Raw genomic sequence first — 17,627 nt, forward strand, 5'->3', positions numbered from 1 at the left:
GGCGGGACATGGGCGATCCTTCGGGCATCAGGGGACGGCTCCGGTCATGGCCGAGCGGGTTTCTCTTGTCCAGAGCGGGATGCCGCAAAGAAGAAGGGCGGCCCCGAAGGACCGCCCCCAATTCCGTTCGATCCGGGAAGGATCAGAACTCGAGCGACAGGGCGACCGTGGTGCCCGCTTCGTATTCGCGAGCGCCTTCCTCGTCCTCGTCGGCGTAGGAGGCGATCAGCTCGGCGCCGTTGCCCAGGTCGTACTCGACGCCGACGTAGCCGCCGTCTTCCTGGATGTAGCCGGCGTAGACTTCGAGGCCGGCGCCCGATTCGTAGCCGAACTCGATGCCGTAGTTGGAGTCTTCGTCATCGTCGTCGCCGGCGTTCTCGGCGTCGCCCTCAGCTTCGTCATCGTTGTCGTCGTTGCCGTCATCCTCGAGTTCGTAGAAGGCCGAAACCGAGAGCGGGCCCGAAGCGTAGTCAGCCGACACACCGAACGAATTGTCGAAATCGTCTTCGGTCGTGTCAGTCGCGTCGCTGGCATCGTCGTTTTCGAGCACGTAGTACGCGCCGAGCGTCACGGGGCCGAACGGGTAGGCGACTTCCAGGCCGAGCGAGGAGTCTTCCTGCGTCAGGTTGCGGGCGTAGGCGGCCGACACGTCAGCGCCGCCGAACGTGGTGCCGACGGAGATACCGAACACTTCATAGGGTTCGAAATCGTCGTCGATGGTGTAAACATCTTCGTTAGCTTCCGACTCGTCGACGTCGGGGGTGGTCTCGTCGTCTTCGATCAGCGCTACCGCGTCCGACTCTTCCTGGTAGGCGACGGAGTAGGTGAAGGTGCTGATCGTGCCCGAGGCGCCGAACGACAGTTGGTCGAGGTCATCCTCGGGAACGTCGTTCTCGTTGTCGGCGACGTTGTACGAGATCGCGGCCTCAACGCCGCTGTAGATGATGTCGCCACGGAGGACGACTTCGCCGTCCTGCTCCGAGAAGTCGTCGGCCAGCATCTCGCCCGCCGGATCCCAGTGGGTTTCAGCAGCGTAGGCGGTGTCGCCGAAGAACAGGCCGCCGGCTTCGGTGGTCAGCGAGAGCACGAAGTCGTTGTCGACGTTCACGCCATCGTCGTCGGCGCTGTCGCCGCCGTCGCTGTCGTCGACGATCTCAAGCGTGAAGCTGGCCGCGGCGGTCAGGCCGTTGTTCAGTTCCTGCGAAAGGGTGACGCCCAGGTTGGCTTCCCAGTAGAAGCCGTCCGAGCCTTCGCCGTCGCGGAGTTCGTCGCCATTGTCGAGGTTGTAGGCAAGCTCAGCACTACCGCCAAAAGTGACTTCAGCGGCAGCCGCGCCCGCGAAGGCGACGATCGAGGCCGAGGCCAGCAGGATGCGTTTCATGGTTTCCCTCGTGTTGTGCATTCCCGAGAATGCCAGTCCGACTAGCATTGAAGCGTGTTTGCGCCCTCAGGGGGCCACATTCAACAGTCTCGGAAGCGTGATGAGGGTGCGCCAGGAAATTGATGCAGCCGGGCCACACAGGTGGAAGGCCGCCCGATGCCATGGCAAGAAGGGATCTGCAAGCGGTCAGCTAGGGCGGAGAACGGCGTCGCCCAGCGGGCCGTGGCATTTCCGATAAGGGTGGGACGACAGACATGCAAGGACTCCGGACGATCCGATCGCGCCTCAGGGAGGCGGAGACGCGGGTAGGGCGCGCACCGAATTCCGTGACGCTTATCGCCGTGTCCAAAACCCAGCCCGAGGACCGGGTCAGGGCCGTGCTGCAGGACGGGCAGCGCGTGTTCGGAGAGAACCGGGTTCAGGAGGCTCAGTCCCGCTGGACCCCTCTGCGCGAGGAGGTAGGCGGAATAGACCTCCATCTGATCGGTCCGCTCCAGACCAACAAGGCGCGTGCCGCCGTGGAGTTGTTTGGGACGATCCACACCCTCGACCGGCCGCGGTTGGCCGAGACCTTGGCCCGGCTGGCGCAGGAGCGGGGCGCCTCGCCCGAGGTGTTCGTGCAGGTCAACACCGGGCGGGAGGTCCAGAAGGCCGGTTGCCCCCCCGAGGAGGCCGATGCGCTGGTCGCCCGCTCGCGCGAGCTGGGACTGCCCGTCGTGGGCCTGATGTGCATCCCGCCCGACGGCGAGGATCCTGTGCCGCACTTCCGCCTGCTGCGAGAGATCGCCGGGCGAAACGGGCTGTCGGGCCTGTCCATGGGGATGAGCGGCGACTTCGAGGAGGCGGTGGCCGAGGGGGCGACCCATGTGCGGGTGGGCTCCGCGATCTTCGGGGCGCGCGACGTCAGCGCACCACCAGTCGCGACCGGGGCGTAAGCCGCTCCGCGATCCAGCGAAGGCCGTCAGGCTGGAGCGCGATGCACCCGGCCGTGGGAGCACCGGGCCTGCGCCAGCGGTGGACAAAGATCGCCGAGCCTCGACCGGGCACCGGCGGTGACAGGTTCCAGTCGGTCACCAGCACGAGGTCATAGAGCGGGTCCGCCCGCCGCAGCCGTTCGTGAGAGGGCTGGTAAGGCGCGCGGACCAAGGTGTTGTAGGCTGGGTCGGCCGGATCGTCCGACCAAAGGTCGCAAGGCAGGATGGGGACAGCTTCGGCCGTCGGTCTTTGCATCCGGTCGGGCCGGTAAAGCACGGCCGCGATGCCATGCGCCCCCCGCGGGGTGCATCCGTCGCCCTCTCGCTTGTCCGAGGTCAGGCCGCGCCGGCCCCTGGTGCAAGGGAACATCCGTCCCCGAAAGCGCAGCCCGCGCGGTGTCACAACAAGGTCGTCGCGGGTCACCCTCAAAGCAGGTGTCCCGACTTCGCGGCCTTGGTGGCGAGGTAGGCGGCGTTGTGGTCGTTGAGCCCCACCTGCAGCGGCACCCTTTCCGTCACCCGCAGGCCCGCTTCCTCCATCCGCGCGACCTTGCGCGGGTTGTTGGTCAGGAGGCGGACCGCCGAGAATCCCAGCGCCCTCAGCATCTGCGCGCCCACGCGGAAGTCGCGCTCGTCATCCTCGAAGCCCAGGCGGTGGTTGGCCTCGACGGTGTCGAACCCCTGATCCTGGAGCGAGTAGGCCCGCATCTTGTTGGCCAGACCGATCCCGCGTCCCTCCTGATCGAGATAAAGCAGCACCCCGGCCCCATCCTCGGCCATCCGGGCCAGCGCCGCATGAAGCTGGGGGCCGCAGTCGCATTTGAGGCTCCCCAGCAGGTCGCCGGTGAAGCAGGCCGAATGAAGCCGCGCCAGCACCGGCCGGTCGCGCGGCGGGCTCCCGATCTCCACGGCCACATGCTCGGCCTCGTCGAGCGGCGAGCGGAAGACATGGACCCGCCCGGCCTGCGAGACGGCCAGGGGCACGCGCGCCGACACCAACTCGGCCAAAGGGGCGGGATGGATGTCGAGGGCCAGGGAGGCAGGCAGTCGCACCAGCCCTTCGGGTACAGGCCCCGTGTGGGGAACCAGCAGCGCCGCCGGCAAAAGGCGCGCCGACTTGGCCAGCCGCAGCGCGGCTCGGGCCAAAAGGGGGGCCGGGCCTTCCTCTCCGCGGAGGGAGGAGAACGGGCCTTTCATCGGCTGGGCCAGATCCTCGGCCGGGTCGGCGGTGGCATGGACCCAGGTCACATCAGCGTCGGACGGAACCCGTACGCGCCCCAAGTCGCCGTCATAGACTCGCGCTCTCAGCGTCTCGGCCCGGCGCGCGGTGATCGCCAGCGCGACCTCGCCCATGGCGCGCAACTCCTGCAGGCGGCGCGCGGTCGCAGTCTCGGCGGCTACGGCTAGGGCGTCCTGGCCCTCATGGCTGAGGAGCACAGGCACACCGATCCGCATATCCGCGCGGGCTCGGGCCAGGCGTTCGCCATTGCTGAGGTCGATAGGATGGTTCATGCCCCATTCGATACCCTGCGCGCCGGCGGATTGAAACATTGCGCCCCACGGCGACACATGGGCGTGAGAGATGTTGCGAAGCCATTGGAGTGGAAGGGGTTCCTTCCCATCTTGGCCCTGTGAACCACAGTGATCACACGGAGGCCGCGATGGCGCAGCTCAAGAAGATTCTTCTGGTGGACGACGACGACGATCTGCGCGAGGCCTTGTCCGAGCAGCTCGTGATGACCGAGGATTTCGATGTGTTCGAGGCCACCACCGGCCAGGACGCGCTGACCAAGACCAAGGCGGGCCTGTTCGACCTCGTGATCCTGGATGTCGGCTTGCCCGATACTGATGGCCGCGAGCTCGCCCGCGTGATGCGCAAGCAGGGCGTGAAGTGCCCGGTCGTGATGCTGACGGGCCACGACTCGGATTCGGACACGATCCTCGGACTTGATGCCGGCGCGAACGATTACGTGACCAAGCCGTTCAAGTTCCCGGTCCTCCTTGCCCGTCTCCGCGCCCAGCTCCGCACCCACGAGCAGTCCGAGGACGCCATCTTCCAGCTTGGCCCCTACACCTTCCGGCCCGCCCAGAAGCTCCTCCTTACCGAGGACGAGAAGAAGGTGCGGTTGACCGAGAAGGAGACCAACATCCTCAAGTTCCTGTACCGTGCGCAGGATGGCGTGGTGCCGCGCGATGTGCTGCTGCACGAGGTCTGGGGCTACAACGCGGGCGTGACGACCCACACGCTCGAGACCCACATCTACCGCCTGCGGCAGAAGATCGAGCCCGACCCCTCGAACGCGCGTCTGCTGGTGACCGAGTCCGGCGGCTATCGCCTGGTTGCTTGAGCGTCGCCTTTTTTGGTTGACCCAGCGGAACAACCATAAGGTTAGCGTGTTCCTTCCATGACCCCCGATGGCGGGGCAAGGCCATCATCCCTCCCTGTTGGACTTGGCCCGGAGTTCGCTCCGGGCCCTTTTTCTGCAGCGGGGAAATTTTCGCACGGAGAGGTTGTCCGCCCGATGCAATCGGCGCGGACAAGGCGTATATGGATGGTCGAGGGACGCATGATGCGCCCCCTGACGGGCCCATTGCCCTGCTATAGGACCGAAGATGCTCTCGACCCGCCTCGCTTCCGCTCTTGCCCTGACCGTGTTGGCCATTCCCGCCCATGCGCAGGACGCGAGCTACGAGATCGTCAACAACAGCGGCCTCGCGCTCATGGAGTTCTACACCTCCGTCGCCGACGAGGGGAGCTTCGGAGAGGATCTCCTGGCAGCCCAGGTCCTGGCCTCGGGCGAGACGGCGACCGTCACGATCCCCGACGGCACCGCGAGCTGCGACCGCGATCTCCGCATCCTATTCGAGGATGGGTCGGAGATGTATGATCGCGTCAATGTCTGCGACACGGCAAGCTATACTCTGAGCCCCAGCTGATCCGGCGGGCCCCGGGCCATCGTTGCGGGCGCCGACCGAAGGGTCAGGCGCCCTTTTTCTTGGGGAGAATGGCGCAAGGCGGGTTTTTCCGACCCGCGGCGCAGGAATTCCAGACCTGACGGACAAGGCGGGCGGGCCTATTACCGCTCCATTGCACAGCCTTTTCGTTCAGGAGATTTCATGACCCGCCTCGCCGCTTTCGCGTCCGCCCTGACCCTTGCCGCCCTGTCCGCCTTCCCGGCCGCCGCCCAGACTTATTCGGTCCGCTTCCAGAACAGCTCGGGCGCGACGGTGTACCGGATCTACTCGTCACCCACTCACAACAGCTCCTGGGAGCAGGACCTGCTCGGGGCGAGCGTTCTGTATCCGGGCCAGGGTCTCGATGTGATCATCCACAACGTGGCGAACTGCCATTACGATGTCCTGATCGAGTGGGAGACGGGTTACCAGCAGACCGACACCTTCGATCTGTGCGCCTACAACCAGTACACGATCCACTGATCGGCCCTCCTCCTCCCTGCCGATCATCGGGCCGCCGGGTTCCCCTCGGCGGCCCGTCCCGTTAAGGAGGGCCCCGTCCTGCGGAGACCGCCATGCCCCTGACCCTCGCCACCTGGAACATCAACTCGGTCCGCCTTCGGGAAGGGCTCGTGGCCCGCCTCCTGCGCGAGGAGGACCCGGACGTCCTCTGCCTGCAGGAGTGCAAGTCTCCGACCGAAAAGATCCCCGTCGCGACCTTTGCCGCGCTGGGCTACCACCACGTCGTGATGCGCGGGCAGAAGGGCTACAACGGCGTCGCGATCTTCTCCAAGCGGCCTATCCAGGATGCAGGCAGCGTGGACTTCGCCGGTCTCGACCACGCCCGCCATGTCGCGGCCCGGCTCGACTGCGGGGCGATGATCCACAATGTGTACGTTCCCGCCGGGGGCGACATCCCCGACCGCGATCAGAACGTGAAGTTCGGCCAGAAGCTCGACTTCTTCACCCATCTTCGCGACCACTTCCACGCTGACCGCCCGTCGCGGGCGATCCTCGTGGGCGACCTCAACGTCGCGCCGCTCGAGGATGACGTCTGGTCCCACAAGCAGATGCTCAAGGTCGTGAGCCACACCCCCATCGAGGTGGAGCATTTCGAGGAGGCGCGGGAGGCCGGGGGCTGGACGGACGTGACCCGCCTCGACCAGCCACAGGGCAAGCTCTATTCGTGGTGGTCCTATCGGGCGCCGGACTGGGTGACCTCGGACCGGGGACGCAGGCTCGACCATGTCTGGGCCACGCGCGACATCATCGGGGCTGCGCATGGAAGCCGGGTGCTCAAGGACGCGCGCGCCTGGGACGGGCCCTCGGACCACGTCCCGGTCTTTGCGACCTTCGACATCTAGAGGCGCTGGACCGCCTCGGCCACCGCCTCGCCCAACTGCCGATGCGCCTCGGGCTCGAAGTGGATGCCGTCCGTAGGGCTGACCTCGATGACCGATCCGGCATCGAGGAAGCCCGCGCTACGCGCCTCGGCCAGTGCCCGGTAAAGCGCGGGAAGCTGCAGCGACTTCTCTCGGGCTCCCGTGAACTCGGACATGATGGGGCCCTGCTCCAGCACCGGCGGCGGGCAGATCACCAGAACACGGAAGCCGCCATGGCGCTGCTGCACCTCCAGGCTCGTGGCGATGTCGAGAAGCCCGGCGATGCCCGCCGTGATCCGTTCGGGCGTCGCGCCGAAGCGGGTCTTGGTGTCGTTGGTGCCCAGCATGATCGTCAGGGCGTCGATGGGGCCGTGGCTTTGCAGGGCGATCTTGAGGCCGTCACGCCCGTCCATGTGGGCGCCCATCACCGGGTCGGGAAACTGCGCGGTCCGGCCGGGAAGCCCTTCCTCCACGATGTCCCAGTCCGGCAACAGGCCCGCCGCGACGCGCGTCCACCGCGTGTGCGCGTCGAAGCGCCAATAGGGCTCCCCGCGGGTGACGATGGGCGGCGAGCCGTGGGTGTTGCTGTCGCCAAAGCAGAGCAGGGTGCGGGTCATGGGTCGGGCTCCTCGCGTGGTCGGCATCAGGCTAGGGCCGCACCAGCGACCGGTCAAACGCCCCTTCACCTTCGGGCCAGAGACGCACATATAACGGCGAACCCATCAGGAGGGACATCATGGCGCAAGCGGCGCAGGCGCGGGACATCATCGACGGGACCGATGCGGGCTTCATGACGGAGGTGATCGAAGCCTCGCGCGAAGTGCCGGTCATCGTCGATTTCTGGGCCACCTGGTGCGGCCCCTGCAAGACGCTCGGGCCTGCCATCGAGGCGGCCGTCAAGAAGCAGAACGGCAAGGTCCGGCTCGTCAAGATCGACGTGGACAAGAACCCTGCCTTCGCGGGGCAGCTTCGCGTCCAATCCATCCCGACGGTCTATGCCTTCTGGCAGGGGCAGCCGGTGGACGGCTTCCAGGGCGCCCTGCCGCCCAGCCAGGTGGACCAGTTCGTCGCCAAGGTGGCCGACCTCGCGGGCGACGGCGGCCTCGACGAGGCCATCGCGGCGGCCGAGCAGATGCTGGACGAAGGCGCGGTGGTCGACGCCGCCCAGACCTTCGCGGCGATCCTACAGGAGGACGGCGAGAACCCCCGCGCCTATGCGGGCCTCGTGCGGGCGATGATCCTCGCCAACGATCTTGACCAGGCCGAGGCGATCCTGAACGGAGCCCCCGCCAGCATCGCGACGAAGCCCGAACTCGAAGCCGTGCGCGCCCAGATCGGGCTGGCGCGGCAGGCGGCCAAGGCCGGTCCCGTGGCCGATCTCCAGGCCCGGGTCGAGGCGAATCCCAGCGACCATCAGGCGCGCTTCGACCTCGCCACGGCGCTGCACGCGTCGGGTCAGGTGCAGGAGGCGGTGGACCAGCTCCTCGAGATCTTCCGGCGCGACCGGGAGTGGAACGACGGCGCGGCCAAGACGCAGCTTTTCACCATCTTCGATGCCTTGCCGGCCAAGGATCCGATCGCGCTGGCGGGCCGTCGGAAACTGTCGTCCCTCATCTTTGCCTAAGGCTTGTGCGACCTAGATCGGCATCATGCCATTGTCCTCCGACCTGCCAGATACGATCGCGATCTTCCCCTTGCCGGGCGCGCTGCTCCTGCCCAGGGCCAAGTTGCCCTTGCACATCTTCGAGCCGCGGTACCTCGCGATGATCGATGATGCGCTCAAGACCCAGACACGGCTGGTCGGCATGATCCAGCCTTTCGAGACCCCGTCCGGCGCGGACCGGCTTCACAGCATCGGTTGTGCCGGGCGGGTGACGGCATTTTCGGAAACCGAGGACGGCCGCTACATGGTCACGCTTTCGGGCGTGTCGCGCTTTCGCGTGCAGCGGGAGGTGGAGGGGTTCACGCCCTATCGCCGCTGCGAGGTATCCTGGTCGGGCTTCGAACGCGACCGCGGCCTGACCGAACGGGACCCCGACCTTGATCGCGACCCGTTCCTTGACCTCCTCAACCGCTTCTTTCAAAGCCAGGGGCTCTCGACCGATTGGGACACGGTGCGCGAAGCCGAGGATGAACTCCTGATCAACTCCCTTTCAATGCTTTGCCCCTTCCCGCCCGAGGACAAGCAAGCCCTTCTCGAGGCCCCCACCTTGCCCACTCGGCGCGAAACGCTGGTCACGCTGATCGAATTCTCGCTCCATGGCGGCGAGACAGGCGAGATGATGCAATGACGGACGCCGCAGCCTCCTCCGTTCCCGAGGAGCCCAAGGGCCCCGGATTCGATCCCCGCATGGTCGAGGCGCTGGTCTGCCCGCAGACCCATGGCGTCCTGATCTACGACGCCGAGCGGCAGGAACTGGTGAGCCGCGCCGCCCACCTTGCCTATCCGATCCGGGACGGGATCCCGATCATGCTCGCCAGCGAGGCGAGAGGGCTCGACTGACTCTTATCGCATCAGGCGTGGCAGGTCTCCGGTAAGCCCCGCCGCTTCGCGGATGAAGGCCCTGCGCAGCGGGGGCAGGCGGTTCACCAGCCCCAACCCTAGATCCCGCACCAACCGGAGAGGGCGCGAGTCGTTCGAGAACAGCCGGTTGAAGCCGTCCGTGGCCAGCGCCAAGGTTGCCGTGTCGAACCGCCTCCACTTGGCATAGCGTTCGAGCACCGGCGCCGTCCCGACATCCTCGCCCCGCGCACGGGCTTCGGCCAAGACCTCGGCCAAGGCTGCGACGTCGCGAAGGCCCGCATTGAGCCCTTGGCCGGCGATGGGATGAACACCGTGGGCCGCGTCGCCCACCAACGCCAGACGCGGTGCCATGAAGCTTTTGGCCAAGGTCAGGCCCAAGGGATAGGCGAAGCGCGGACCATCGAGGCGGATCGGCCCGAGGAAGCTGCCGAAGACCGGCCGGAGCGCGGCCAGGAACGCGTCGTCGTCCATGGTCATCAGCGCCTTGGCGCGCTCGTCCGTTTCGCTCCAGACGATGGAGGAGCGGTTGCCGATCAGGGGCAGGATGGCCAGCGGACCCGACGGCAGGAACAACTGAAAAGCCGTGCCCCGATGCGAGCGCTCATGCGCGACCGTGCAGGTGACGGCGGTCTGGCCATAGCCCCAGGCCATCCGCCCGATCCCGGCGCGCCGAGCCGTGCCGCTGTCACGCCCATCGGCTCCGACCAGCAGCCGACCCTCCAACCGTGATCCATCCGCAAGCGCCACGGCCGCAAAGCCCGCCCCGATATCTTGGGCGACCACCGTCGCTCCGCGCCGGACAAGGACGCGGGGCTCCGCGGCCAGGCTTGCGTCCAAGGCCGCGCGCAGGTGCCGGTCCTCGACCATGTGCCCCATGGGGCCTTCCTCGATCTCGGCATGATCGAAGGCGAGGTGAAGAGGGGAGGGGGCCTCGCCCGGGCGGCCGTCCGCGACCTTGATGGCGAGCATGGGCTGCGCCTGGTTGGCCAAGCGCGCCCAGACCCCCAGATGCGTGAGCAGCCTGCGCGAGGCCAAGGCCAGGGCATAGGAGCGGCCATTTTCACGCCCGTCTCCCATCTCTGGGGGGCGCGCGTCGATCAGCGTCACCGAAAACCCTTCCTGCGCCAGCGCCAGCGCCAAGGCGGGCCCTGCCAGGCCGCCGCCCACGATGAGGACGTCATGAGGGAACTCGGTGGGGGAGGGGGGCTGCTGGGTCATGGCTGGTGATATGGCTCGGGGAGGCATGGTTGTCACGGGGCCGCACGGAGGCCTGTCCTGTCGCCAGGGGTTGGCCTTGTCTCATCGGTCGGAAACAATGGCGGCGAACAGGCGGGGTTGCTTCACCATCCGGAGCGGAGAACCCCAGAACGGCGTCAGCGGGCAAGGGGCACGGCATGGACTGGAGGACGACCACGGCAGCCGATCTGGGCCGAGCCATTGCGGCAGGACAGGCCGACCCGGTCGAGGTGACCGACGCCTTCCTCGATGCTGCGGAAAGGCATGAGTTGTGCGGCCGGATCTATGCCCGGCTGGCGCCCGACCGCGCCCGTGCCGAGGCTCGTGCCGCCCGCGATCGCGCCCGGTCGGGGTTGCTGCGCGGCCCGTTGGACGGCGTGCCGCTGTCCTGGAAGGATCTCTTCGACTCGGCGGGCATACGGACCGAGGCCGGAACCGCGCTGCTGGCCGGCCGAACGCCCGAGAGGGATGCGGGGGTGCTGCGGACGGCGACCCTGGCCGGGACCGTATGCCTGGGCAAGACCCACATGACCGAGTTCGCCTTCTCGGGCCTTGGCCTGAACCCCGTCACCGCCACCCCGCCCAACCGGTACGACCCGGACCGTCTCGCCGGCGGATCGTCCTCGGGCGCGGCCGCATCGGTGGCCTATGGGCTGGCGGCAGGGGCGGTGGGCTCGGACACCGGCGGCTCGATCCGGCTGCCCTCGGCTTGGAACGACTTGGTGGGCTTCAAGCCAGCTCATGGGAGCCTGCCCCTGGACGGTGTGGTTCCCCTGATCCCGTCCTTCGACACGATCGGTCCCTTGGCCCGCAGCGTCGAGGATGCCGCCCTGATCTGGCAGGTGATGGGCGGCCCCCGGGTGGACCTGTCAGGGGCCGATCTGGCGGGCGTCCGGATCGGGCTGCTGCGGACCGTCGTGGGCGACGACCTCGATCCCGAGCCGGCCCAGGCGCTCGAGGATGGCATGGAGCGGATGGCCCGGGCGGGTGCGCAGGTGACGGACCTCGAGCTTCCCGACCTCCCCCTCGCCTATGACCTGGGTTCCGCGCTTTATGCCGCCGAAGCTTGGGCCTGCTGGCGCGAGCGCATCGAAGGGAGCGAGGACAAGGTCTTCGCTCCGGTCCTGGCCCGCATCTCCTCGGGCCGCGACATCCTGGCTGCCGACTGGATCGCCGGAACGGCAGACCTGCAACGGCTGCGCCTCCGCGCCTGGGAGGCCATGGCGGGCTTCGATGCCGTCCTTTGCGCCACTGCGCCGATCCTGCCCCCTTTGGCTGCCGCGATGACGGCCGACCACGACCTGTTCCGGGTGACGAATCTGAAGGCGCTCCGCAACACCCGGATGGCGAACCTGCTGGGCCTCACCTCGATCTCGGTGCCCGCCGGGAGGCTGTCCTGCGGGCTGCTGCTAAGCGCGCTGCCGGGGCGCGAAGGCAGAATGTTAAGATTGGCGCAGGCAACCTTAAGGAACTTGGCCTAAATGCCACAGCAGCTCTTGTACCCCTGCTCGATTCGCTGCTGGATTTCTGGACAGACCGCCTGGGCGGACGATACTCTGGCTTCAAGCCGGGGCACGCGACGACCCTGGATCATGAGGCAGTGATGGCGGCACCTGCGCGGTTCTCGGACCTTCCGGACTATGCATTTCCGCGTCTGCGGAAACTGCTGGACGCGCACGCCCCAGGCGGCGAACCCATCGCCATGTCCATCGGAGAGCCGACGCATCCGATGCCGCCCTTCCTGGGCGAGGTCATCGCCGCGAATCTCCAGGGCTTCGCCTCCTATCCGCCCAACGAGGGCACGCCCGAGCTGCTCGGGGCGATCTCGGGCTGGCTCGGTCGCCGCTACGACGTCGCGGTCGCGCCCGATCGGATCCTGGTGCTCAACGGCACGCGCGAGGGGCTTTACAACGTCGCGATGGCGCTCTGCCCCGAGACGAAGAACGGGCAGCGTCCGGCGGTGCTGATCCCGAACCCGTTCTACCAGGTCTACATGGTGGCCAGCCTGTCGGTCGGGGCCGAGCCCGTCTTCGTGCCCGCCACCGCCGAGACCGGGCACCTCCCGGACTACGCCTCCCTTCCGGCCGAGGTGCTGGACCGCGTGGCCCTGGCGTATATCTGCTCGCCCGCGAATCCGCAGGGCGCGGTGGCGGACCGGGCTTATTGGACGCACCTGCTGCAACTCGCCGAGAAGCACGATTTCATCGTTCTCGCCGACGAGTGCTACTCCGAGGTTTATCGTGATACGCCTCCTGACGGAGCGCTGGCAGCGGCCAAGGCCATAGGCTGCGACCCCGAGCGGGTGGTCGCGTTCCATTCCCTGTCCAAGCGGTCGAACTTGGCGGGCCTGCGTTCCGGCTTCGCGGCGGGCGGCCCCCAGGCCATCGCCCGGATGCGCCAACTCCGATCCTATGCAGGCGCCCCCTTGCCGCTGCCGTTGCAGCGTGTGGCCGAGAGGGCCTGGGCCGACGAGGGGCATGTGACCGCCTCGCGCGCGCTCTACCAGGACAAGTACCGCATCGCGGACGAGGTTCTGGGCGGCGTGCCGGGCTACATGCCCCCGCAGGCCGGTTTCTTTCTCTGGCTTCCGGTGGAAGACGGCGAGGCGGCGGCCCTTCGGCTCTGGCGCGAGGCCGGGGTGCGGGTGCTGCCCGGGGCCTACCTCGCCAAGGATGCGGGACAGGGCAATCCGGGCGAGGGATACATCCGGGTCGCCCTTGTGGCCGGGACTGATGATGTGCGGCGTGGGCTCAGGCTCATCCGCGACGTGCTATATAGGTAAGGAGGAGGCGACCCATGGCCTATCAGACACGCGACCGCGCCCCCCTCCTGGATAGCCAGACCCAGGCGTCTCTTGAAAAACGAGGCAAGGAGCTGGTGGGGCTGTCGCTCATCGCGGTGGGCCTGCTCGCCACGATGATGCTTGCCAGTTATTCGCCGGAGGATCCGAACTGGCTCCTGGCCTCGGACGCCCCGACGCAGAACTGGCTGGGACGGTTCGGGGCCTCGATCGCGCACCCGCTGATGATGATCGTCGGCCGGGCCTCCTGGGGCATCCCGCTCGTTCTGTGCACCTGGGGTCTCCGCCTCGCGACGCACCGGGCCGAGGAGCGGGCGCGCACCGTCTTTGCGCCGATCTTCATCGCCGTGCTGGCTGCCGCCTTTGCTACGCTCCCGCCCGGCGAGGGCTGGACCCAAAGCTACGGGCCGGGCGGGCTTTTCGGCGACACCGCGCTGGGATTCCTCCTCACGGTCGTGCCGCTCGGCAGCCTTCTCGTGTCTCTGCTGGTGGCCGCCATCACCGCAGCGCTCGGGCTTTTCGTGCTGGGCGTCACCGGGGCCGAGATCCGGGTGGCCCGGCAGCGCACCGCACTGGGGCTGGTGCTGGCCTACGCCTGGGCGCTGCGGACCGCTGCGCGGGGGCTTCTGCTCGCGCTCGACGCCTACGAGATCGCGCTTCACCGCATCCGCGACATGATGGCCGAGCGCGCCGCCCGCATCGCCGCCGAGCAGGCGCGCCATGAGGAAGAGCAGCAGGCGATCCGAGCTTTGCCCGAGCCTGCGCCCCATGTGATGCCGGGTTCTCCCCGCACCACCGCCATCATGCGCCCGCAGCCGGGATCTGCGTCGCACAGCGCGCGTTCGCGCAACATGCCGCCTCCGTTCGGCGTTACGGACGCCGATCCGGAGGACGAGGACGGGTTGGAGCCCGAGGATTTCCACGACGACAGCTTTTGGCACGAGCCCGCATCGACCCGGCCTGCGATTCCGCCCGCGCCGGCCTTTCTGTCAACGCCTGCTCCGGATCATGCGCCCACCCCCGCTGCCATGGCGCTGTCGCTGGCGCCGAGCTTCCTTGGCAACCTGCTGCGCCGCGCTAGGGGCGAGGCCGAGCCGGCCACCACCCCCGAGGACGAGCACCGCGGCGAGCGGATCAAGGCCCGCATCGGCGACGCTATCCGTGCCCGCAAGCAGACCGCCCCCGCTGCCGACATCATCGAGCACGATTTTGAGGAGCCGATCCCGGTCGCCCGCCGAATTGCGCCGGCTGCCGCTCAGCGCCCCGAGCCGGTCGTGCCCGCTGCTCCCCGCCGGGGTGAAGTGCCGGCCCGGGCTGCGGCCACGCCGGCTCCGGTGATGCGCGTCACGGTCCCAGAACCCGAAACCCTGGATGAGGGTGGCGAAGAGGATCTGCCCGAGATCGCGCCCGTTCCGGCCCGACAGGCCCCTATCCCGCGCATGGCGGCCCCGGCCCCGAAGCCTGTTCCCAAGGCTCCGGCCGCCATGACCTATGCCCCGCCGCCCATGGACCTCCTGACGGACCCGGCGGACATCCAACGGCACCACCTCCCCGACGAGTCCCTGTCCGAGAACGCCCGCGCCTTGGAGCAGGTTCTCGACGACTTCGGCGTCAAGGGCGAGATCACATCGGTCCGTCCTGGGCCCGTAGTCACCATGTACGAGCTGGAACCCGCGCCGGGTCTCAAGGCGTCTCGCGTGATCGGCTTGGCTGACGACATCGCCCGCAACATGTCGGCGCTGTCGGCGCGCGTCTCCACGGTCCCCGGCCGCAACGTGATCGGCATCGAGCTTCCCAACGAGAAGCGCGAGAAGGTGGTTCTGCGCGAGATCCTCGCCGCCCACGCCTTCGACGACGTGCAGATGCGGTTGCCCCTGGCCCTGGGCAAGGACATCGGGGGCGAGCCCATCGTCGCGAACTTGGCTAAGATGCCGCACCTCCTGATTGCGGGAACCACCGGCTCCGGTAAGTCGGTTGCGATCAACACCATGATCCTGTCGCTCCTTTACAAGCTCACGCCCGAGGAATGCCGGCTGATCATGATCGACCCCAAGATGCTGGAGCTGTCGGTCTATGACGGCATCCCGCACCTCCTGAGCCCCGTCGTCACCGACCCCAAGAAGGCGGTCGTCGCCCTGAAATGGGTCGTGGGTGAGATGGAGGAACGCTACCGCAAGATGTCCAAGATGGGCGTCCGCAACATCGAGGGCTACAACGGCCGCGTCCGCGACGCGCTGGAGCGGGGCGAGATGTTCTCGCGCACCGTCCAGACCGGCTTCGACGACGACACGGGCGATCCGGTCTTCGAAACCGACGAGTTCATGCCCGAGATCCTGCCCTTCATCGTCGTCATCGTGGACGAGATGGCCGACCTGATGATGGTGGCCGGCAAGGAGATCGAGGCCTGCATCCAGCGCCTTGCCCAGATGGCGCGAGCCTCGGGCATCCACCTCATCATGGCGACGCAGCGCCCGTCGGTGGACGTCATCACCGGCACGATCAAGGCAAACTTCCCGACCCGGATCAGCTTCCAGGTGACCTCCAAGATCGATTCGCGCACCATTCTGGGCGAACAGGGGGCCGAGCAGCTCCTGGGTCAGGGCGACATGCTCTACATGGCCGGCGGCGGGCGCATCACCCGCATCCACGGCCCCTTCTGCTCGGATGAGGAGGTCGAGGAGATCGTGACCTATCTCAAGGCCTATGGCCCGCCCGACTATGTGGGGTCGGTCCTCGAGGAACCGCCAGAGGACGGAGAGTCGTCCGGCACCACCCTGCCGACCGGCAACGAGACCGAGGACGCGCTTTACGACATGGCGGTGCAGATCGTGGCGCGGGACCGCAAATGCTCCACGAGCTACATCCAGCGCAAGCTCGCCATCGGCTACAACAAGGCCGCCCGTCTGGTGGAGCAGATGGAAGAGGAAGGGGTGGTGACGCCTGCCAATCATGTGGGCAAGCGCGAGATCCTGGTGCCCGAGGCGCACTGAGGGCCCCCCGACGGACTGCCCCGACGGCCTACCACGACGGCGCGCCCCAACCGGCGCGCCGTTCGCGTTCCGGTGATCGTCACCACCTTTCGATCTGACGTTATCGCTTGTCGCTCGGGCTTCGGGCAGGACGGCGCTATATGGATCGCTGACGCTCGAACCCCTGAAAGGATCTGCCCATGATGCGCCGCCTCGCCCTTGCCGCCCTGGTCGCGCTCGCGCCCATAGCGGCCCTGGCCCAGCAGCTCTCGCTGGGCGAGATCTCGGCTTATCTGAATTCGATCCAGACCGCGGCCGGCGGTTTCACGCAGGTCAACGTGGACGGGAGCGTTTCCACAGGGAACGTCTACATCAAGCGCCCCGGCCGCATCCGTTTCGAGTACGCGGACGGGAACAGCCTGTTCCTGGCGGGAGGCGGCCAGGTCGCCGTGTTCGACGCCGCCTCGAACGAAGGACCCCAGCGCTTTCCGCTGAGCGAGACGCCGCTGTCGATCATCTTGGCCGGGAACGTGGATCTGTCACGGGCGGGCATGGTCACGGGCCATACATCGGACGGAACGTCGACCATCGTCACGGCCCAGGATCCCCAGCACCCGGATTACGGATCGATCCAGCTTGTCTTTACCGCCGCCCCGGTCGAGTTGCGGCAATGGATCGTCACGGACGGGAGTGGCACGCAGACCACCGTCATCCTGAACGACATGCGGACCGGCGTGCAGATCGGCGACCGAGCGTTCAATATTCAGGCCGAGATGCAGGACTGGGGGCGCTGATCCCCCGGGCGCTGACCTCTCGACAGCAAAGGCCCCGGTCCCGCGACCGGAGCCTTTCTCATCCTTGGCCTTTGGCGTCAGCCACGGCACTCCGGATGCTCGCTGACGTCATGGGCGTCATCGCAGCCCGAACCGCCCGGAACGCGCGGACGGCCACCATGGCCACCCCCGCGTGAATCGTCCCGGCGGTCGTCGCCCGCCCCGCGACCGCCGCGATGGTCGCCGCCGCCCCGGTCATCGCGGCCCTGGCCGCGGCCGCGCCGGTCGAAGATGCCTGCATCGTTGCCCAACCCAGCATAGGCCTGCGCCCCTGCGACATGGGTGCCCGTGCCGAACTCGGCGGCGGAGCCAGGCGCCGCTCCGAGGACAAGGGCGGCCAGGGTGGCGGTCAGAAGAAGCGTTCTCATGGTGCAGGTCCTTCGCACTGGTGTGATCGATGGACCCAATCTGCCCTTCATTGGCACGTCGCGGCACCGACCCCGGTCCCCCGATCCTGGGCCTATCTGCTGGACCTGTGGCCCCCGTCGGATCGGACCTTGGTCTGGGGCGGGCAGAAGGCCCGTTAACGGGACTTTGGTCCGTCGTGTGAAGCCGATGCAGGATGCTACATTG

The 17,627-nt window shown here is 67.6% G+C and carries 18 protein-coding genes; 12 read left to right on the top strand and 6 right to left on the bottom strand.

Annotation, left to right across the window (positions count from 1 at the left end):
* Nucleotides 1-142: 142 nt before the first annotated feature.
* Nucleotides 143-1,381: a porin gene (locus FHG66_RS09740; RefSeq protein ID WP_139076565.1), complete on the bottom strand. Its 1,239-nt coding sequence runs from the start codon at nt 1,379-1,381 to the stop codon at nt 143-145.
* A 254-nt stretch (nt 1,382-1,635) separates the two neighbouring features.
* Here FHG66_RS09740 and FHG66_RS09745 point away from each other — a divergent pair, with 254 nt between their 5' ends.
* Entirely contained in the window at nt 1,636-2,316 is a 681-nt protein-coding gene (locus FHG66_RS09745; RefSeq protein WP_139076566.1) for a YggS family pyridoxal phosphate-dependent enzyme, read from the top strand.
* Here the strand turns inward: FHG66_RS09745 and FHG66_RS09750 are convergent.
* Together FHG66_RS09750 and ribA are read right to left on the bottom strand one after the other, a co-directional pair.
* Nucleotides 2,285-2,779 carry a L,D-transpeptidase family protein gene (locus FHG66_RS09750; RefSeq protein ID WP_139076688.1) on the bottom strand — a complete coding sequence of 165 codons (495 nt, stop codon included), beginning with the start codon at nt 2,777-2,779 and terminating at the stop codon, nt 2,285-2,287. The genes FHG66_RS09745 and FHG66_RS09750 overlap by 32 nt on opposite strands.
* A gap of 2 nt (nt 2,780-2,781) precedes the next feature.
* Complete coding sequence (ribA, locus tag FHG66_RS09755; protein WP_246082543.1) at nt 2,782-3,855, bottom strand: GTP cyclohydrolase II; 1,074 nt, start codon at nt 3,853-3,855, stop codon at nt 2,782-2,784.
* Between the two features lie 161 nt (nt 3,856-4,016).
* Here ribA and FHG66_RS09760 point away from each other — a divergent pair, with 161 nt between their 5' ends.
* The 4 genes from FHG66_RS09760 to FHG66_RS09775 all read left to right on the top strand — a co-directional run bounded on the left by FHG66_RS09760 (nt 4,017) and on the right by FHG66_RS09775 (nt 6,674).
* On the top strand, nt 4,017-4,703 hold the full coding sequence (locus FHG66_RS09760) for a response regulator transcription factor (RefSeq protein WP_139076568.1): 687 nt from the start codon (nt 4,017-4,019) through the stop codon (nt 4,701-4,703).
* A gap of 265 nt (nt 4,704-4,968) precedes the next feature.
* On the top strand, nt 4,969-5,292 hold the full coding sequence (locus FHG66_RS09765) for a hypothetical protein (protein WP_139076569.1): 324 nt from the start codon (nt 4,969-4,971) through the stop codon (nt 5,290-5,292).
* A 180-nt stretch (nt 5,293-5,472) separates the two neighbouring features.
* Nucleotides 5,473-5,793 carry a hypothetical protein gene (locus FHG66_RS09770; RefSeq protein WP_139076570.1) on the top strand — a complete coding sequence of 107 codons (321 nt, stop codon included), beginning with the start codon at nt 5,473-5,475 and terminating at the stop codon, nt 5,791-5,793.
* A 92-nt stretch (nt 5,794-5,885) separates the two neighbouring features.
* A complete protein-coding gene (locus FHG66_RS09775; protein ID WP_139076571.1) occupies nt 5,886-6,674 on the top strand; it encodes an exodeoxyribonuclease III in 789 nt (262 codons plus the stop codon).
* On the opposite strand, the gene FHG66_RS09780 is transcribed toward FHG66_RS09775, so the two are convergent.
* The gene (locus FHG66_RS09780) at nt 6,671-7,309 is read right to left on the bottom strand and encodes an SGNH/GDSL hydrolase family protein (protein WP_139076572.1); all 639 of its coding nucleotides are present in this window, start codon (nt 7,307-7,309) and stop codon (nt 6,671-6,673) included. The genes FHG66_RS09775 and FHG66_RS09780 overlap by 4 nt on opposite strands.
* A gap of 119 nt (nt 7,310-7,428) precedes the next feature.
* Between FHG66_RS09780 and FHG66_RS09785 the strand changes: the two genes are divergently transcribed.
* The 3 genes from FHG66_RS09785 to FHG66_RS09795 are packed head-to-tail and all read left to right on the top strand — an operon-like array spanning nt 7,429 to nt 9,195.
* Nucleotides 7,429-8,316, top strand: a complete 888-nt coding sequence (locus FHG66_RS09785; protein ID WP_139076573.1) for a thioredoxin family protein — start codon at nt 7,429-7,431, stop codon at nt 8,314-8,316.
* Between the two features lie 25 nt (nt 8,317-8,341).
* On the top strand, nt 8,342-8,983 hold the full coding sequence (locus tag FHG66_RS09790) for an LON peptidase substrate-binding domain-containing protein (protein WP_139076574.1): 642 nt from the start codon (nt 8,342-8,344) through the stop codon (nt 8,981-8,983).
* Nucleotides 8,980-9,195 carry a Trm112 family protein gene (locus FHG66_RS09795; protein WP_139076575.1) on the top strand — a complete coding sequence of 72 codons (216 nt, stop codon included), beginning with the start codon at nt 8,980-8,982 and terminating at the stop codon, nt 9,193-9,195. Before FHG66_RS09790 ends, FHG66_RS09795 begins: the two co-directional genes overlap by 4 nt.
* A 3-nt stretch (nt 9,196-9,198) precedes the next feature.
* On the opposite strand, the gene FHG66_RS09800 is transcribed toward FHG66_RS09795, so the two are convergent.
* Nucleotides 9,199-10,434 carry an FAD-dependent oxidoreductase gene (locus tag FHG66_RS09800; protein ID WP_139076576.1) on the bottom strand — a complete coding sequence of 412 codons (1,236 nt, stop codon included), beginning with the start codon at nt 10,432-10,434 and terminating at the stop codon, nt 9,199-9,201.
* A 176-nt stretch (nt 10,435-10,610) separates the two neighbouring features.
* Between FHG66_RS09800 and FHG66_RS09805 the strand changes: the two genes are divergently transcribed.
* From FHG66_RS09805 to FHG66_RS09820, 4 genes are all read left to right on the top strand, one after another.
* Complete coding sequence (locus tag FHG66_RS09805; RefSeq protein WP_139076577.1) at nt 10,611-11,933, top strand: amidase; 1,323 nt, start codon at nt 10,611-10,613, stop codon at nt 11,931-11,933.
* Nucleotides 11,934-12,055: 122 nt separating this feature from the next.
* Nucleotides 12,056-13,234 (top strand): aminotransferase class I/II-fold pyridoxal phosphate-dependent enzyme, encoded by a 1,179-nt coding sequence (locus FHG66_RS09810; protein WP_139076578.1) that lies wholly within the window; start codon nt 12,056-12,058, stop codon nt 13,232-13,234.
* Between the two features lie 14 nt (nt 13,235-13,248).
* Complete coding sequence (locus tag FHG66_RS09815) at nt 13,249-16,242, top strand: DNA translocase FtsK (protein WP_139076579.1); 2,994 nt, start codon at nt 13,249-13,251, stop codon at nt 16,240-16,242.
* Nucleotides 16,243-16,424: 182 nt separating this feature from the next.
* Nucleotides 16,425-17,015 carry a LolA family protein gene (locus FHG66_RS09820; RefSeq protein ID WP_139076689.1) on the top strand — a complete coding sequence of 197 codons (591 nt, stop codon included), beginning with the start codon at nt 16,425-16,427 and terminating at the stop codon, nt 17,013-17,015.
* Between the two features lie 77 nt (nt 17,016-17,092).
* On the opposite strand, the gene FHG66_RS09825 is transcribed toward FHG66_RS09820, so the two are convergent.
* Complete coding sequence (locus tag FHG66_RS09825; RefSeq protein WP_139076580.1) at nt 17,093-17,422, bottom strand: hypothetical protein; 330 nt, start codon at nt 17,420-17,422, stop codon at nt 17,093-17,095.
* Between the last annotated feature and the right edge of the window lie 205 nt (nt 17,423-17,627).

This window comes from Rubellimicrobium rubrum (assembly GCF_006152115.1).
In the GTDB taxonomy this organism is placed as follows: Bacteria; Pseudomonadota; Alphaproteobacteria; order Rhodobacterales; family Rhodobacteraceae; genus Rubellimicrobium; species Rubellimicrobium rubrum.

What these genes read in the sequence shown, in the direction of transcription:
- FHG66_RS09765 (WP_139076569.1), top strand. Translation starts at nt 4,969, where the DNA reads ATGCTCTCGACCCGCCTCGCTTCCGCTCTTGCCCTGACCGTGTTGGCC.
- FHG66_RS09745 (WP_139076566.1), top strand. Translation starts at nt 1,636, where the DNA reads ATGCAAGGACTCCGGACGATCCGATCGCGCCTCAGGGAGGCGGAGACG.
- FHG66_RS09805 (WP_139076577.1), top strand. Translation starts at nt 10,611, where the DNA reads ATGGACTGGAGGACGACCACGGCAGCCGATCTGGGCCGAGCCATTGCG.
- FHG66_RS09810 (WP_139076578.1), top strand. Translation starts at nt 12,056, where the DNA reads ATGGCGGCACCTGCGCGGTTCTCGGACCTTCCGGACTATGCATTTCCG.
- FHG66_RS09820 (WP_139076689.1), top strand. Translation starts at nt 16,425, where the DNA reads ATGCGCCGCCTCGCCCTTGCCGCCCTGGTCGCGCTCGCGCCCATAGCG.
- FHG66_RS09775 (WP_139076571.1), top strand. Translation starts at nt 5,886, where the DNA reads ATGCCCCTGACCCTCGCCACCTGGAACATCAACTCGGTCCGCCTTCGG.
- FHG66_RS09785 (WP_139076573.1), top strand. Translation starts at nt 7,429, where the DNA reads ATGGCGCAAGCGGCGCAGGCGCGGGACATCATCGACGGGACCGATGCG.
- FHG66_RS09770 (WP_139076570.1), top strand. Translation starts at nt 5,473, where the DNA reads ATGACCCGCCTCGCCGCTTTCGCGTCCGCCCTGACCCTTGCCGCCCTG.
- FHG66_RS09740 (WP_139076565.1), bottom strand. Translation starts at nt 1,381, where the DNA reads ATGAAACGCATCCTGCTGGCCTCGGCCTCGATCGTCGCCTTCGCGGGC.
- FHG66_RS09790 (WP_139076574.1), top strand. Translation starts at nt 8,342, where the DNA reads ATGCCATTGTCCTCCGACCTGCCAGATACGATCGCGATCTTCCCCTTG.
- FHG66_RS09825 (WP_139076580.1), bottom strand. Translation starts at nt 17,422, where the DNA reads ATGAGAACGCTTCTTCTGACCGCCACCCTGGCCGCCCTTGTCCTCGGA.
- FHG66_RS09800 (WP_139076576.1), bottom strand. Translation starts at nt 10,434, where the DNA reads ATGACCCAGCAGCCCCCCTCCCCCACCGAGTTCCCTCATGACGTCCTC.
- FHG66_RS09780 (WP_139076572.1), bottom strand. Translation starts at nt 7,309, where the DNA reads ATGACCCGCACCCTGCTCTGCTTTGGCGACAGCAACACCCACGGCTCG.
- FHG66_RS09795 (WP_139076575.1), top strand. Translation starts at nt 8,980, where the DNA reads ATGACGGACGCCGCAGCCTCCTCCGTTCCCGAGGAGCCCAAGGGCCCC.
- FHG66_RS09815 (WP_139076579.1), top strand. Translation starts at nt 13,249, where the DNA reads ATGGCCTATCAGACACGCGACCGCGCCCCCCTCCTGGATAGCCAGACC.
- FHG66_RS09760 (WP_139076568.1), top strand. Translation starts at nt 4,017, where the DNA reads ATGGCGCAGCTCAAGAAGATTCTTCTGGTGGACGACGACGACGATCTG.